Raw genomic sequence first — 16255 nt, forward strand, 5'->3', positions numbered from 1 at the left:
GCTGACCAATGAGCGAGCTCGAACGATTGGAAGCGATGTTTCGCGCACGGCCGGCAGGCCTCACCATTGAGCAACGCCGGGAGGCATGCGATGCGCTGGCCGAGCGCTACCCGACTGCGACGGATGTACGTGTCGATCCCGTTGTTGCGAACGGCATCCCCGCCGAATGGACCTCCACTCCTGCTGCGCGCGAAGATGCCGTGATTCTCTATTTGCACGGCGGTGGTTTTGTGTGGGGATCCTTGGCAAGTCATCGTCACTTTGTCAGCGAACTTGGACGTGCGGCGGAGATGAAGACATTCGCCCTCGATTACCGGCGCGCCCCGGAATTCCCTTTCCCCCATGCGCTGGAAGATGCCGTCAATGGATACCAGTACGTGCTGGATCGCGGCGTGCAGGTCACGGTGGCTGGCGATAGCGCGGGTGCTGGCCTGGCAGTCGCCATGCTGGTGCGTTTGCGCGCACTGGGCCTGCCCCAACCGGCAAGTACCGTCCTTTTCTCTCCCTGGGCAGACATGACCATTTCGGCGGGCAGCTACGCGCGAAATGCAGTACGCGACCCGGTGCTGAACCGTGAGCTGATGTTATTCCTCGCCGCACAATACCTCGGCGACCGGGAAAGGAATACCCCGCTGGCGTCGCCTGCTTTCGCCGACCTGCACGGCATCGCACCGCTCAACATCTTTGTCGGCGCGACCGAATCGTTATTGGACGACTCGATCGCCCTCGCACGCGCAGCCACGCTCGCGGACGTTCGCGTGCGGCTGGAGATATGGCCGAAGATGTTCCATTTCTGGCCTAACTACTACCCGGAACTGGCCGAAGGCAGGCAAGCTCTGAGCATGGCAGGGACGATATTGCGTGAGGCATTGGTAAGGTGACTAGCCGTCCGCTCGCCTGTGCGTGAATTGGCGGAACATGGATTTCACCTGGCCGACCAATTCGCTGTCCAATGCGCTCTTGCCGGCGAAATCAATCAGTTCCCCGGCCCGACAACCTACTGAGCGAAAGTCCTGCAGAGCATAAGTCTCACAGCCCATGTCCGAAATCTGCCGCGCCAGGGTAGAGATCTGCTGGCGAGTGGTCAGTTCGGGATGCACGGTGGTCCTGAATTCGTATGGCACGCCGCTCTCAAGCACCAGGCGGGCGGCGGCTTGAGCGGCCTGTGCGCTGCCGCTGGCCCCGGTGATTTCATCGTAGGCTTCGAATGAAGTCTTGATATCCAGCCCCACCCAATCCACCAGCGGCAGCACCTCCTTCAATCGCTCGGGGTAGATGCCAGCCGTGTGCAAGCCGACTTTAAAGCCCAGCGCCTTCACGCCGCGCATCGCATCTTCCAGGGCCGGATCAAGGGTTGGCTCGCCGCCGGAGAACACTACCGCATCGAGCAACCCTGCCCTTTCGGAGAGGAAGGCAAGCAAGTCACGCCATGCAATCGCTGCCTCACCGTCCCGCGGCTGCAAGTGCGGGTTATGGCAGTAGCCACAGCGCCAGGGGCAGCCCTGGACGAAGACCACGGCCGCCAGCTCACCTGGATAGTCGGTCGACGTGAACTTTGTGTAGCCTCCGACCTTGAGCTCCCTTTCAGCCATTGTTCCGGCGCTCGACGAAATAAGTGCGTTCGTTGAATTCCCCCTTCTTGCCGACGTTGAAGGACGAATATGGACGGTGGTAGCCCATCACGCGCGTCCAGACTTCACAGGGCTGGCGCTCGGCGTCGGTCAGGACGATTTCCTGGACTGGTTGCTTGGCGGTCATGCATATCTCCTCAGTTAAGTGAAAGTTCGCGCGCCTTGCGCGCTATGATGTCCTCATCGCATTTGGGACAGAATTCGTGCTTGCCGCTCAGGTAGCCGTGCTTCGGGCAGACCGAGAAAGTCGGCGTGACGGTGATATATGGCAGGCGGAAGCGGGTCAGGGCACGCTGCACCAGCCGGCGGCATGCATCGGCGCTCGATACCTGTTCAGTCATGTACAGGTGCAGAACGGTGCCGCCGGTGTACTTCCTCTGCAGCTCATCCTGCCGCTCCAGCGCTTCGAAAGGGTCGTCGGTAAAGCCGACCGGAAGCTGCGATGAATTGGTGTAGTACGGCATCTCCTTCGTGCCGGCCTGGATGATCGAGGGCATGCGCGCGCGGTCCTCCTTGGCAAAGCGGTAGGTTGTGCCCTCGGCCGGAGTCGCCTCAAGGTTATACATGTGCCCGGTCTCCTCCTGGAATTCCAGCATGCGGGCGCGAACGTGATCCAGCAGGCGTATTGCCAACGCGGCGCCGGCTTCGGTCGTGATGTCTTCCGAGTCGCGGCTGAAGTTGCGGATCATTTCGTTGATGCCGTTCACGCCGAGCGTCGAGAAGTGGTTGCGCAGCGTGCCGAGGTAGCGTTTGGTGTAGGGGAACAGGCCGCCATCCATCAGGCGCTGGATCACCTGGCGTTTGATCTCCAGGCTGGTCTTGCCGAGTTCGAGCAATTCGTCCACGCGCGCAAGCAGCGCAGCTTCATCGCCCGCAAACAGGTAGCCAAGACGGGCGCAGTTCAGCGTCACTACGCCGAGCGAGCCGGTTTGTTCGGCCGAACCGAACAGGCCGTTGCCTCGCTTGAGCAGTTCGCGCAGGTCAAGCTGCAGCCGACAGCACATGGAACGGATCATGTTCGGCTTGAGTTCCGAATTCACGAAGTTCTGGAAGTACGGCAGGCCGTAGCGCGCAGTCATCTCGAACAGCAGTTCGGCGTTCGGGCTGTACCAGTTGAAGTCCGGCGTGATGTTGTAAGTCGGGATCGGGAAGGTGAATGCCCGGCCTTTGGCGTCGCCGCGCATCATCACTTCAATGTAGGCGCGATTGATCATATCCATCTCGGCCTGCAGGTCGCCGTAGGTGAAGGGCATTTCTTCGCCGGCGATCACCGGCACCTGCTCCTGGAGGTCTTCCGGACAAGTCCAGTCGAAAGTGAGATTGGTAAATGGTGTCTGCGTTCCCCAGCGTGACGGGACATTCAGGTTGTAGATCAGCTCCTGCATGGTTTGCAGGACCTGTTCATATTCCAGACTGTCCTTGCGTACGTAAGGCGCCATGTAGGTATCGAAGGAGCTGAATGCCTGCGCTCCGGCCCACTCGTTTTGCAGCGTGCCGAGGAAGTTCACGATCTGGCCGGCTGCGCTGGAGAGGTGCTTCGGTGGCGCCGATTCCACCTTTCCCGGCACGCCGTTCAGGCCTTCGTTCAGCAAGGTGCGCAACGACCATCCGGCGCAGTAACCTGCCAGCATGTCGAGGTCGTGGATGTGGATGTCGGCATTGCGGTGCGCCGCGCCGACTTCGCGCGGGTAGACGTGGTCGAGCCAGTAGTTGGCGATCATCTTGCCGGAGATGTTGAGGATCATGCCGCCCAGGGAGTAACCCTGGTTGGCATTGGCGTTCACGCGCCAATCGAGCTGCTGCAGGTATTCATCGATCGAGGACTGTACGTCCACCGTGGTCTTGCGGGTCGAATTCATCGTCTTGATAGTCTACATATTGTGTCAAAACGAATCTTACACACTAAATATAGTAATCGACGCCGCTAGAGTTCCGATTTTTGATTTCCTTGATCCAGTTTAAATTTGATAAGATTTGCGCATAACGAATAGCCAAGCCCCTACTTTGTGAAACGAGCACTTTTCATTTGCACCCAAAACCGCTTGCGCAGCCCGACGGCGGAACACATCTTTGCCGGTTGGCCGGATGTCGAGACCGATTCGGCAGGCCTGGGCAATGATGCCGACGTGCAGTTGTCGACCGAGCAGATAGCGTGGTCGAACATCATCTTCGTGATGGAGAAGGCCCATCGCAACCGCCTCTCCCGGAATTTCAGGGCTCACCTGAACGGCAAGCGCGTGATCTGCCTCGACATCCCTGATGATTACGAGTACATGCAGCCCGAATTGATCCGCCTTCTGGAAGCTAAGGCCGGCAAGTTCTTGCGCTAAACGTGGCTGCCTTTCGCATATGTCCAATCATTCGATCGCTCAGCTTGGACGCAGCCCAAACGATGCACCCGCCGGCGCACGTCCCGCCACGGCCCAGTTCAAACGCATTAACCGGGAGCAGCGCTACAAAAGGAGCGGTCCAGGCTATTTGTTATGCTGGACCTTCTCGCCAAGCGGAGAATGACGATGCCTAACAGGAGCATTGATGGCTATGAGATCGAATTCACCGGCGAACTGCTGGAAGGTACGAAGCTATGGGGCGCCTATGTATCCATCTTCGCCCCTTCTGCGAACCCGATGCATATGACGCATGTCTATCCAAAGCGTCGCGTGTCGGCGGACCTCACCTTATTGGACCAGCAAGCCGCCGAAGCCGAGGCCGAACGCGCCGCATTGAAAATCCTTGAAGACTTGCGCTCCTGATTTTATGCAGAGAAATCCAAACACCCGATTCACCCTGGCCCGGCAGCTTCGCACCTGCGCTATCATGTCCGCAATCGCGGTCGCCATCATCGCGTTGCTCCACGATAAACCCTACCTGTCCAAGCTACATGCCGGCATGCCGTTGCTGCTGCAAGCCGGCATAGGCCTGACGGTTGGCTTACTGTATTGGGCGTTCGGCGTCATCGGTTTCAAGTATGCCGCAGCACGAAAGACAAACCGATCTACTGTTGAAAGCTACAGCCGCCTGGACTTGAGCGGCTGGAACCCCGTCTGGATCGCATTGGCAGCGGGCTTTGGCGAAGAGCTGTTATTCCGCGGAGCGTTGCAACCCCTTCTTGGCATCTGGTTCACTTCCGCGCTATTCGTCCTCGCGCACACGAGGGCTTACAAGTTCAATGAGCTGACCGGGCGGGTGCTGATCCAGGCTGGCAGCGTCTTTGTCGTAAGCGTCTTCTTCGGCTACATTACGCAGTATGTCGGGCTACTCGCCGCGATGGTCATTCATGCCGCTATCGACATCGTCGGCCTGTACGCAATCCGCCGCATGGCATCTCAAACGCCGGCAGTTGCCTGACTACTGCGCGTGCAGCAGGTCGTTCTCCGCGAGTTCGTCTTTTGCGGGAGCGTTGCGGGGCAAGGTGATGATTACGGTCGTACCTTTTCCGACCTCGGAATCGACGTGGATGGTTCCGCGCAAGACACCGGTAACAAGGTTGTAGACGATATTCATGCCGAGCCCAGAACCGCCCTGCCCCATTTTCGTGGTGAAGAAGGGATCGTACACCTGGCGCAGGGTACGTGCGCTCATGCCATTGCCGTCGTCGGCGAAGCGCAGTTCGACATTTTCCTCGTCCATTTCAACAGCGCTGATCGTGATGCGGCCGGATTCGCGTCCTTCAAAGGCATGCATGATGGCGTTCTGAATCAGGTTACTCAACACCTGTCCAATGCTGCCGGGATAGGAGATAAAGGTCAGCGTCTCCGGCATCCACACCTTCACCTCGCAATTGGCACGGCGCAGCTGGGCCGAATAGGTGGCAAGCGTGTCGTGCACCACCCCATGCAGGTTGAACGAACGCCGTTTGTCTGAAGTCTGGTCGACGGCCACTTGCTTGAAGGAGTGGATCAGGTCCGCCGCGCGCGTCAGTGAATTGGTGATGATCGAGCACGCCATGCGCGCATCCTTCAGATGCGTATCGAGCGCGGAGCGCTTGATACCGCCCTCGGAAAGCTGGCGTTCAAATTCCTTGCACATATCGCTCAAGGCGGTCGCGGTCAGCAGGCTGTTGCCGATCGGCGTGTTCAGTTCATGCGCAATGCCGGCCACCAGCGCGCCCAGAGATGCCATCTTTTCCGAAGTGATCAGGTTCGCCTGCGCCTGCTTCAACGTCAGCAGCACAGCCGACAAATCCTTGTGTGCCAGTTCCACATTGGCCTTTTGCAATGCCAGCTCACTCAGGCTGCGTTCCAGGCCATGCTTGGTGTCGACCAGCGCGGCCTCGGTCTGCTTGCGCTCGGTGATATCGATGATCACCCACACGCAGCCCTTGCGCGGTTCCTCCTGGTCCAGCATTCGCCCGTTCACCATGCACCACAGGCGCCGTCCGCTGGAGCTGGCCAGCTCCAGTTCGAAATGCATTGGGCTGCCGTCCGCCACGCAGGCAAAGGGATCGTTTAACCCCCCTGTCAGCATATTGCAGGAACGGCCCGCCAGCTCGCCGGGCTGGTAGCCCATCATCTCCTCCAGCCCACGATTGCAGCGCACGATCACGCCGTTGGCGAATAGTCCGATGCCGACAATGGCGCTGTCCTGCAGCGCACGCAGTTCATCGGCTGTCACCCGGAGCTTTTGCGCCAGCGCGCGGCGCCGCTGCAGCGTCATGATCTGCGCGCCAATCAGGGCGCTGATGATAAAGCCCGCCAGGCCGATCACGGTAATCAGCCTGAGGTCGCGGCTGTAACGTTCGCTTGCATGGCCTTCGAATGTCATGACCCAGCGCCGCTCACCGACATCGAGCGGAATCTTGCTGACCAGGCCTGGCAGCGGCGGCAGGCGCTCGCCCGATCCAAGCTTGCCGAAGCTGTTGAACATCAGGTTATCGACTGTTGGGGGCCTATTGCCGCCGTCGCTGATATAACCCGCGTCGTTGATGTTGACATAGAGATGCTGCAGCATCGGGCTGTCGATGGTTTCCGACATCAGGTCGTTGACGCGGAACACGATGGCGACAAAGCCAACCAGCGCCGCATCACGTTCCTGTTCCGTCAGCAGCGACGCGCCACGCCGGTAGATGGGTGCACGCGCCACAAAGCCGGGCTGGCCGCTGATATCCTGCACCAGGGTGATACGTTCAGTGGCCACTACGCGGCCAGTGGCTTTGCCCAGTTGCAAGGCTTTGTAATGCGGCGGCAAGGCGGCGAGATCGAGGCCAAAGGCATTTTCATTGCCCCGCATTGGCTCGTTATACTCGATCAGGAAGTGCTCCGGCCGCACCGATGCCGGATGCACCTTGTAGTCGGGATAGCCGCCGCTTTGCAGGCTGTCGTCGGCGCGGATACGTGCCGCATAGGCATCTAATTGGCTGGAAGGCACGCGCCGCACGAACTGGATGGCCTGGAAGCCGGGATAGCGGCGCTTGAGGTCCAGCTCGCGCACGTAGCGGCTGAATTCCACACGCGAGACATCGTCCTTCACCGCGAACACGCCCTTAATACTCAGCAGCATGTCGAAGTAGGTTTGCAGGCGAAGCTGGGTATCGCGCGCTATCTTTTGCGTATCGCGCTGGAAGGCTTCATTGGTTTGGCGGTCCTGCACATTCATCACGAACATGCAGACCCACACGGTAACGCAAATACCGACAATAAAGGCCAGGTATCCGTGTATGCGCATGCTTGCTCCGACAGGACTGTGGAGACGACTATAGCATAGGGAAATCCATAATTCGCTGGGGAAACGGTCGGCCGTTGTTAGTGCGTCGTATCCTGATACCGCACCGTAATTTCCATCACTCGCTCCTCTGCAGCCAGCAATGCGTCGACCACATCCGGATCGAACTGCTCACCGCTGCCCTGGCGGATCAGCTCGATCGCGGTCTCGTGCGTAAACGCCGGGCGGTAGACCCGCCGGGACACCAGTGCGTCATAGACATCCGCCACGGCGACCAGGCGCGCCGATACCGGAATGGCATCACCCGCCAGGCCCTGCGGATAACCCGAACCATCGTAGCGCTCCTGATGGCTGTAGGTAATTTCGCGCGCAAAACGCAGGAAGGCATTGGAGAAACCCAGCTCGCGCTCCACCCCGGCGATGGCATCGCGCCCATGCACCGTGTGCAGCTTCATGATCTCGAATTCCTCCGGCGTCAGTTGGCCCGGCTTGAGCAGGATCGCATCCGGAATGCGCACTTTGCCGATGTCGTGCAGCGGGGCTGCTTTGAACAGCAAGGGAATATGCGCTTCGACCAGTTCATCGGCAAAGCGCGGATTACCCTGCAACTGGCGCGCCAGCGCCAGCACGATGTGCTGGATACGGCGCAAGTGCGAAGGGTCTTCCTCATCGCGCCATTCGGCCAGGCTGGCGATGGCCCAGGCGGCCGCATCGGCAATCTGGCCCAGTTCATTGAGCTGGGTACGCTGGCGCTGCACCTTCGCTTGCACCTCGCGCAACTGCAGGTGGGTAGCGATGCGGGCGCGCAGCAATTCCGGCACCAGCGGTCGCGCCACCACATCCGATGCACCTTCGGCAATGGCGCTTTGCTCCAGCTCCGGCTGGCCGCGTTCGATCATGGCGATCAGCGGAATGCTGGCCGTATCCGGATTGCCGCGCAGGCGTTGGCAAACCGCAAAGCCATCGCGCACCACATCGACCAGGATCAGGTCTGGACGCGGTAGCTGCTGTGCCACGGCAAGCGCGCTGTCACCGTCGACGGCCGCGCGCACAGCGTACTTGTCTTCCAGCAGGTGGCTGAGCTGCCGCAGGTGGTCAGCCGATCCATCAACGATCAGCAGCAGCGGCTTGGTCTTTGGGCTCTTCATTGCGGCATGATACCGCACGGGAACATCCAGCAGGGGATGTTCAATCTGCGAGTGCAGGTGAACCGTCCGGCAGGAACGCACCGAAGCAACGGGTGCATTCAATGCAGAACAGGTGCGCCACCCGCACATTCTTCTGGCGCAGGACCAATTGCAGGTGGCCCTCCTCGCAAATGGGACAGGTCTCGCGCATGGTGCCGCAGGCCAGGACGTCGTCCGCCAGGTAGTTTTCGTCGTAACGTACACCATCAACGACGCGCTGCGGGTCAAGCTCAACCAGGAAAAGCACGGGCTCCGGGCCTCGCTGGTCGGGCACTGGGTAGGCGCCTGAATGATAGTGATTCATTTGATTCATTGTCATCCCCTTTGCCCAGCGCAGGTTACGGGCACTTTAACGATAGTCAAAGATTCCTCATCAGGCAAGGTCAGCGAGAAAAATTGCTTGCAATTAGATCGCGCACTACATATACTCCTGTCCATGGATACGAAAACATTAGACCTGGAGCAGGTTCCCAAGCTCGACCAGCAATTGTGCTTCGCCTTGTACTCGACGTCCCTGGCGATGAACAAGCTGTACCGCAAACTGCTGCGCAAGCTGGGCCTGACCTACTCACAATACCTGGTCATGATGGTGTTGTGGGAACAGGACGAGCAAACGGTGTCAGCCCTGGGCGACCGCCTCTTCCTCGACTCGGCCACGCTGACTCCGCTGCTGAAGCGGATGGAGCAGGCGGAACTGATCACCCGCACCCGCTGTCCGCAAGACGAGCGCCAGGTGATCATTGCCCTCACGCCGCACGGCAGCGAACTGCGGAACGAAGGTGCCAAGCTGCCGGCCTGCGTCCTCGGCGCCAGCGGCTGCGACCTGGAGCAAGTGATCCGCCTGCAACGCGAACTGTCCGTACTGCGCACCAGCCTGATGAACAACGCATAAAACCAGATGTCCACCCTGGGGTCAGGAACAAAGGTGGACATTTTTTTATATCAATTAGGTAGCACACTATTTAATCGCCAACAAAGGAGAATCACCATGAAAAACGCCATTTCTGCTTCCGCCCTCGCCCTCTTTGCCGGTTCCGCCCTCGCTGCCAGCTTGCCAGGCGTCGAGCCGCACACCGCACAATTCCTGAAAGCCATCGAGGGCGGCGCACCGCTCGAATCACTGAGCCCGGCCGATGCCCGCCAAGTGCTGGTCGGCGCCCAGAAAGGCGCCAGGCTGCCGGCCGCCGACGTCTCCGACAAGGTGATCGACGTCGACGGCGAAAAGGTCAAGCTGCACATCGTGCGCCCGGCCGGCGCCAAGGGCACCCTGCCCGTGTTCATGTTCTTCCACGGCGGCGGCTGGGTATTGGGTGACTTCGCGACCCATGAACGCCTGGTGCGCGACCTGGTGGTCAATTCCGGCGCCGCGGCAGTCTTCGTTGACTACACCCCATCGCCGGAAGCCGGCTATGGCGTGGCAATCAAGCAAGCGTATGGCGCAACCAAATGGGTCGCAAAGAATGGCAAGGAAATCAATGTCGACGGTTCCCGCCTGGCAGTAGCCGGCAATAGCGTCGGCGGAAATATGGCAGCCGTCGTCGCGCTGATGGCGAAAGACCAGGGGCAGCCCAAGCTGCGCGCCCAGGTCCTGTTGTGGCCCGTCACCGATGCCGATTTCGACAATGCATCGTACAGGCAGTTCGCCGAAGGCCACTTCCTGACCCGCAATGCGATGAAATGGTTCTGGGACAATTACACGACGGACCTGGCCAAGCGCAAGGAAATCTACGCCTCGCCTTTGCAAGCCTCGATCGAGCAACTCAAAGGCTTGCCCCCCACCCTGATCCAGACCGCCGAATTCGACGTACTGCGTGACGAAGGTGAAGCCTATGGCAAGAAGCTGGATGCGGCCGGTGTCGAAACCGCCACCATCCGCTACAACGGCATGATCCACGACTTCGGCCTGCTCAACGTGCTGTCCAACGTACCCGGCACCAAAGCCGCCATGCGCCAGGCCGGCCAGGAACTGAAATTCCGCCTGAAGTGAAAGATGAAAGTCGGGGTCAGCTCCGGCAATCGGACATTTGCCGAAGGCAAATGTCCGATTGCCGGAGCTGACCCCGACTTTCACAATGGATGTTTCAGGTTTTTTACAAATAAAGAAAGTGTCGCAAGGAAAAGCTCTCTAGAATAGCCCGGCATTTATTACAACAAGCCTGGGGATTCGATGAAACGCTTTCAATTCGGCCTTGCCGCACTTTGCCTGACGGCGACGGCCTTCGCTGCCGAGCCATTCGATGACAAGTTCCGCCAGCTCGAAGAGCTGCTGCCTTCCGCCAACCAGTACCGCACCGCTTCCGGCGCTCCCGGCCACGCCTACTGGCAGCAGCGCGCGGACTACACGATCCGCGCCACGCTGGATGAGGCGAACCGCGCCATCTCGGGCAGCGGCCAGGTCACCTACCATAATAATTCGCCCGACACCTTGCACTACCTGTGGCTGCAGCTCGACCAGAACATTTACAGATCGGATTCGGACGCACGCATGACCATGACCGCACCTTCGCGCGAGGCGTGGGGCCGTGCCAGGAACGATGAAGACGGTTTGAAGTATGACGGCCTGCGTAATATCCTGGCCGGCCGCGATTTCGACGGCGGCTTCAAGATCGGCTCCGTCAAAAATGCCGGCGGTGCTCCGCTGAAGTACGCCATCAACCGCACCATGATGCGCATCGACTTGCAGCAGCCGCTGAAGCCGGGCGAGAAGTTCAGCTTCTCCATCGACTGGAGCTACAAGATCAACGAGCAGAAAGTCCTGGGCGGCCGCTCCGGCTACGAGTACTTCGCCGAAGACAAGAACGCGCTGTTCGAGATCGCCCAGTGGTTCCCGCGCATGGCTGCCTACTATGACGTGTACGGCTGGCAGCACAAGCAGTTCCTGGGGTCCGGCGAATTTACGCTGGAATTCGGCGACTACGACGTGCAGATCACCGTGCCGGCCGACCACATCGTCGCTTCCACCGGCGAACTGCAAAATCCGAACGAAGTGCTGAGCGCTACCCAGCGCGAGCGGCTGGCCAAGGCCCGCACCAGCAAAACCCCGGTCCTTATCGTGACCCAGGCGGAAGCCGAGCAGGCCGAGAAGAGTCAGGCCAAGGGCTCCAAGACCTGGCATTTCAAGGCCAGGAACGTGCGTGACTTCGCCTGGGCTTCTTCGCGCAAGTTCATCTGGGATGCGCAGGGCTACAAGAAGGATGGCAGCAACCTGATGGCCATGTCCTTCTATCCGAAGGAAGGCAACCCGCTGTGGGAGAAGTATTCGACCGCCGCCATCATCCACACCATCGAGCAGTACAACAAGTACAGCTTCGACTACCCGTACCCGACCGCGATTTCCGTCAACGGCCCGGTGGGCGGGATGGAGTATCCGATGATCTCCTTTAACGGTCCACGCCCAGTGAAGGACAGGAAAACCGGCGAAATCACCTACACCAAGCGCGCCAAGTACGGCTTGATCGGGGTGGTGATCCACGAGGTCGGCCACAACTACTACCCGATGATCATCAACAGCGATGAACGCCAGTGGACCTGGATGGACGAGGGGCTGAACACCTTCGTGCAGTCGCTGGCACAGGAAGCCTGGGAAGAGGACTATCCCGCCGGCCGCGGCGACCCGCGCTTCATCGTTGACTACATGCGTTCAAAGAACCAGGTGCCGATCATGACCAACTCGGAGTCGCTGCTCCAGTTCGGAAACAACGCCTATGCCAAGCCGGCGGCGGCGCTGAACGTGCTGCGCGAGACCGTCCTGGGGCGCGAACTGTTCGACTATGCTTTCCGCGAGTACGCGCGCCGCTGGAAGTTCAAGCGCCCGACCCCGGCCGACTTCTTCCGCACCATGGAAGACGCTTCGGGCACCGACCTTGACTGGTTCTGGCGCGGCTGGTTCTACACCACCGATGCGGTGGACGTATCGATCGACGGCATCAGCGAGTACGGCGTGAGCACCAGGAAGCCGGAAACCGAAAAAGCCTGGAAGAAGGCACAGCGCGATGCCGAGCCGGTCTCCATCATCGACCAGCGCAACAAAGGCATGGTGCGCAAGGTGGACGAGCAGCCTGCGTTGAAGGATTTCTACAACGAGCACGACGACTTCACCGTCACCAACGCCGATCGCAATAAGTATGCCGAGCAGACCAAGGACCTGGAACAGTGGGAGAAGGATCTGCTGGCCCAGGGCAAGCACCTGTACCTGGTGGACTTCTCGAACTTGGGCGGCCTGGTGACCCCGCTGGTCCTGCAGATCGAGCTGAAGTCGGGCAAGAAGTATATCGAGCGCGTTCCTGCTGAAGTGTGGCGCTACTCGCCGAAGAAGGTCACCAAGGTTATCGTGACTGACGAGCCGCTGGTGTCGCTGGTGCACGACCCGTACTGGGAAACCGCCGACATCGACCAGTCGAACAACGCCTGGCCGCGCAAGGTGACGCCTTCGCGCCTGGAACTGTTCAAGGCGCGGCAACCCGACAACATGATGAAGGACTTCAACACCCCGCTCAAGAAGCAGGACGCGGAAGCAGGTAACAAGCAATGATGCGTTTCAAGGCCGCCCTCACAGCGGCGCTGCTCTGGTGCGGCACCGCCGCCCAAGCCCACAATTTTCACGTGGGTTTGACCGAGATCAGCTTCAACCCACGCACGGGCAGCACGGAAGTGGTTCATACTTACACGGCGCATGATGTGGAAGCGTTGCTGATGAACCTGTACCAGCGCCGCTTTGACCTTGGGTTGGAGGAGGACCAGGCCGTGTTCCGTCGCTACCTCGAAAAGCAGTTCCGCATCACAGTCAACGGCAAGCCTTTGCCGCTGCAGTGGGTTGGCATGCAGGCCAATGTCGACAGCGTCAACGTGTTCCAGGAAATCGAAAAGACCGAACTGCCGCCAGGCGCCGTTCTGCTGGATGGCGTGCTGACCGACTTCCTGCCGCAGCAAGTCAACAACGTCAATGTCAGCGGACCTGGCCGCCCGGCAGCCTCCATCGTTTTCAATCGCGAACGCCGTGAACAGCCGCTCCCTTAAGAACGGGCGGGGGCCGGCCATGGTCCTGGCCTGGCTGCTCGCCCCGGCCGCCGCATATGCCGACGATCCCTTCATGCAGCGCGTGCTGGTCGAAGGTGCGCGCGCCAGCCAGCTTGGCGTGGCCGATTCGGCCGGCATGGGCAGCGTGTCGCAGCGCCAGCTCGAAGCACGCACCATTTACCGTCCCGGAGAATTGCTGGAAGCGACGCCCGGCCTGGTGGCCAGCCAGCACAGCGGCGAGGGCAAGGCCAACCAATTCTACCTGCGCGGCTTCAACCTCGACCACGGCACCGACCTGCGCACCACGGTCGATGGCATGCCGGTCAACCAGCGCAGCCATGCACACGGCCAGGGCTGGACCGACCTGAATTTCATCATCCCGGAACTGGTGGCGCGGCTCGATTACAACAAGGGCCCGTACAACGCCAGTACCGGCGATTTCTCCTCCGCCGGCGCCACGGCGATCGGTTACTCCAGCCGTTTGCCGAATAGCCAGGCCAGCATTACCGCAGGCGGGAACGGCTACGGGCGCACGCTGTTGGCCGGCTCGCACGACGCAGACGGCAGCGGCGGCGCGGGCAGTCCCAGCGCCTGGCTTTACGCGCTGGAGGCAGTCCATAACGACGGCCCCTTCACGCGCGGCGACAATTTCCGCAAGCTGAACGCAGTGCTGCGCTACAGCTCCGGCTTCGCCAACAACGGCTACACCATCACTGCCATGGCCTATCGCGGTGCATGGAATGCGACCGACCAGATTCCGCAGCGCGCGGTGGACAGCGGCTTGCTGGGCCGCTTCGACGGCATCGACTTGAGCGACGGCGGGCAGGCGCGCCGTTTCAGCCTGTCCGCGGCATGGGCCCGCAGCGACGAGAAACAGACCACACGCGCTAACGCCTACATCGTCAACAACCGTCTCGAGCTGTTTTCCAACTTCACTTACTTCCTGGAAGATCCCGTGCATGGCGACCAGTTCGCCCAGCCGGACCGCCGCGTGACCAGCGGTTTCGAGGCAAGCCACAGCTGGCATGACCATATGGACGATATGGCGTGGAGCACAACGATCGGCCTGCAGGCGCAGAACGACAATATCTTCAACGCCTTGCAACGCACGGAAGCGCGCCAGGTGCTGGCGACCGTGCGCGCCGACCATATTGTCGAAACCAGTGCCGCACTCTATTTGCAGCAGCGCCTGCGCGTCACGCCATGGCTGCGCGGCGAAGCCGGCGTGCGCCTGGACCGCTACCGCTTCGCTGTCGGTGGCGCAGGGCGCGCCGGCCAGACCCTGGCCAGTCCGGGTATCAGCCTGGCCTTCGGTCCCTGGTCGCGCACCGAGCTTTACTTCAATGCTGGCCGCGGCTTCCACAGCAACGACGCGCGCGGCGTGACGCAGGCACAGGAGCGCGCAACACCGCTGGCCCGCTCGCGTGGACTCGAGTTCGGCCTGCGCAGCGAAGAGGTCAAAGGCCTGCAGACCGTACTTGCGCTGTACCGGCTGGACTTCGATTCGGAGCTGGTCTACCTCGGCGATGCCGGTAATACTGAGGCAGGCCGCCCGAGCCGCCGTTACGGGGTCGAATTGTCCAACTACTACAAGCCGTTCAAGTGGCTGTCCCTGGACGCCGACCTCGCTTTTGCGCGCGGCCGCTTCCGCCGCGCCGCGCCGCAAGGAGACCGCATCCCGGGCGCAGTCGAAGGTGTCGCGCAACTGGCCGCCACCATCACGCCGGCCGGGCCCTGGTCCGGCGCCATGCGCCTGCGCTGGTTTGGTCCGCGTCCGCTGGTGGAAGACAACTCTGTCCGCTCCCAAGCCAGTGCCACCGTCAACGGCCGCATGGCTTACAAGCTCGGCGCCCGCGCCACGCTGGAGCTGGAAGGATTCAACCTCGCCAACCGCCGGGTATCGGCCATCGACTACTTCTACGAATCGCGCCTGAAGGGCGAGGCCGAGGCAAAGCCGGACATCCATTTCCATCCGATCGAGGCCCGCTCCTTCCGCCTCAGCCTGAATTACATATTCTAAGTACAATAAGGGCATGATGACGCCCTTGCCCCAATTGATCCACACCCTGCGCAGCGCCGGCTACGCCCTGCTCAAGCCGGCCGACGTGGCCAGCCTGGCCGGCTGCACCTTGGATGAACTGAACTCCCTGGTCCCGAGCTGGGACGATCTGGTCCCGGACAACTACCTGAAGGACGGCGGCCGCTACCGCCGCCGTCGCCACTCCTGCTTCGTGCATGACGGCCTGGCCCTCGACCAGACCCCGCACCGGGCCCACTGGCAGCCGGTCGAATACAACGCCCTGCACGGCGGCATGCGCCGCCTGTTCGAGCCGGTTGCACCGCAGACCGCCGCCAATCCGGCCTGGACCAGGCTGGTGGCAGCCATCGGCCAGGCCTGCGCCCAGGTGCGCGGCCAGCACCCATGGTATGTGGAAGCCCACCAGTTCCGCATCGACACCACCGACGGCATCGGCCGGCCCACGCCGGAAGGCGCCCACCGCGACGGCGTCGATTTCGTCGCCGTGCTGCTGGTCGGCCGTCATGGCATCAAGGGCGGCGAGACCCGCGTGTTCGAGGCCGATGGGCCGAACGGCAAGCGCTTCACCATGACCGAGCCGTGGACCCTGCTGCTGCTTGACGATGCGGCTGTCATCCATGAATCGACCCCAATCCAGCCCCTGGACGGCCATGGCCACCGCGACACACTGGTCCTCACCTATCGTGACGGCGGTTTCCAAGGCGGGTGAAAAAACGGTATAG

Annotated in this window: 16 protein-coding genes; 10 read left to right on the forward strand and 6 right to left on the reverse strand. The window is 61.0% G+C overall.

The annotated features are described in order from the left end of the window. Positions 1-8 precede the first annotated feature (8 nt). Entirely contained in the window at positions 9-881 is an 873-nt protein-coding gene (locus ACWBU6_RS24880) for an alpha/beta hydrolase (RefSeq protein ID WP_452646010.1), read from the forward strand. On the opposite strand, the gene ACWBU6_RS24885 is transcribed toward ACWBU6_RS24880, so the two are convergent. From ACWBU6_RS24885 to ACWBU6_RS24895, 3 genes are read right to left on the reverse strand one after another with little or no spacing between them, the layout of a single operon-like run. Beyond that, the gene (locus ACWBU6_RS24885; protein ID WP_452646011.1) at positions 882-1592 is read right to left on the reverse strand and encodes an anaerobic ribonucleoside-triphosphate reductase activating protein; all 711 of its coding nucleotides are present in this window, start codon (positions 1590-1592) and stop codon (positions 882-884) included. After that, positions 1585-1758, reverse strand: coding sequence for an anaerobic ribonucleoside-triphosphate reductase (gene nrdD, locus ACWBU6_RS24890; RefSeq protein ID WP_452646012.1), 174 nt, complete (start codon positions 1756-1758; stop codon positions 1585-1587). The genes ACWBU6_RS24885 and nrdD overlap by 8 nt, the downstream gene beginning before the upstream one ends. 10 nt (positions 1759-1768) lie before the next feature. Further along, the gene (locus ACWBU6_RS24895) at positions 1769-3490 is read right to left on the reverse strand and encodes a ribonucleoside triphosphate reductase (RefSeq protein WP_452646013.1); all 1722 of its coding nucleotides are present in this window, start codon (positions 3488-3490) and stop codon (positions 1769-1771) included. Positions 3491-3637: 147 nt separating this feature from the next. On the opposite strand from ACWBU6_RS24895, the gene ACWBU6_RS24900 reads away from it, so the two are divergent. The 3 genes from ACWBU6_RS24900 (at position 3638) to ACWBU6_RS24910 (ending at position 4979) form a co-directional block, all read left to right on the forward strand. Beyond that, on the forward strand, positions 3638-3961 hold the full coding sequence (locus tag ACWBU6_RS24900) for a low molecular weight protein tyrosine phosphatase family protein (RefSeq protein ID WP_452646014.1): 324 nt from the start codon (positions 3638-3640) through the stop codon (positions 3959-3961). 153 nt (positions 3962-4114) lie between these two features. Further along, positions 4115-4384: a hypothetical protein gene (locus tag ACWBU6_RS24905; RefSeq protein WP_452646015.1), complete on the forward strand. Its 270-nt coding sequence runs from the start codon at positions 4115-4117 to the stop codon at positions 4382-4384. A gap of 64 nt (positions 4385-4448) precedes the next feature. Continuing rightward, entirely contained in the window at positions 4449-4979 is a 531-nt protein-coding gene (locus ACWBU6_RS24910; RefSeq protein WP_452646016.1) for a CPBP family intramembrane glutamic endopeptidase, read from the forward strand. Here ACWBU6_RS24910 and ACWBU6_RS24915 read toward each other — a convergent pair whose 3' ends face one another. From ACWBU6_RS24915 to ACWBU6_RS24925, 3 genes are all read right to left on the reverse strand, one after another. Further along, positions 4980-7295 carry a CHASE domain-containing protein gene (locus tag ACWBU6_RS24915; RefSeq protein ID WP_452646017.1) on the reverse strand — a complete coding sequence of 772 codons (2316 nt, stop codon included), beginning with the start codon at positions 7293-7295 and terminating at the stop codon, positions 4980-4982. A 77-nt stretch (positions 7296-7372) separates the two neighbouring features. Next, a complete protein-coding gene (locus tag ACWBU6_RS24920) occupies positions 7373-8440 on the reverse strand; it encodes an HD-GYP domain-containing protein (protein ID WP_452646018.1) in 1068 nt (355 codons plus the stop codon). Positions 8441-8480: 40 nt separating this feature from the next. After that, complete coding sequence (locus ACWBU6_RS24925; RefSeq protein ID WP_426164285.1) at positions 8481-8792, reverse strand: hypothetical protein; 312 nt, start codon at positions 8790-8792, stop codon at positions 8481-8483. A 123-nt stretch (positions 8793-8915) separates the two neighbouring features. On the opposite strand from ACWBU6_RS24925, the gene ACWBU6_RS24930 reads away from it, so the two are divergent. From ACWBU6_RS24930 to ACWBU6_RS24955, 6 genes are all read left to right on the forward strand, one after another. Then, positions 8916-9371: a MarR family winged helix-turn-helix transcriptional regulator gene (locus tag ACWBU6_RS24930; protein ID WP_452646019.1), complete on the forward strand. Its 456-nt coding sequence runs from the start codon at positions 8916-8918 to the stop codon at positions 9369-9371. Between the two features lie 96 nt (positions 9372-9467). Further along, entirely contained in the window at positions 9468-10466 is a 999-nt protein-coding gene (locus ACWBU6_RS24935; protein ID WP_452646020.1) for an alpha/beta hydrolase, read from the forward strand. Between the two features lie 180 nt (positions 10467-10646). Beyond that, positions 10647-13010 (forward strand): M1 family aminopeptidase, encoded by a 2364-nt coding sequence (locus ACWBU6_RS24940; RefSeq protein WP_452646021.1) that lies wholly within the window; start codon positions 10647-10649, stop codon positions 13008-13010. After that, positions 13007-13495 carry a DUF6702 family protein gene (locus ACWBU6_RS24945; RefSeq protein ID WP_452646022.1) on the forward strand — a complete coding sequence of 163 codons (489 nt, stop codon included), beginning with the start codon at positions 13007-13009 and terminating at the stop codon, positions 13493-13495. Before ACWBU6_RS24940 ends, ACWBU6_RS24945 begins: the two co-directional genes overlap by 4 nt. Then, entirely contained in the window at positions 13476-15515 is a 2040-nt protein-coding gene (locus ACWBU6_RS24950; RefSeq protein WP_452646023.1) for a TonB-dependent receptor, read from the forward strand. The genes ACWBU6_RS24945 and ACWBU6_RS24950 overlap by 20 nt, the downstream gene beginning before the upstream one ends. A gap of 13 nt (positions 15516-15528) precedes the next feature. Then, entirely contained in the window at positions 15529-16242 is a 714-nt protein-coding gene (locus ACWBU6_RS24955; protein WP_452646024.1) for a 2OG-Fe dioxygenase family protein, read from the forward strand. The last annotated feature ends 13 nt before the right edge of the window (positions 16243-16255 follow it).

The organism is Pseudoduganella sp. HUAS MS19, assembly GCF_053615455.1.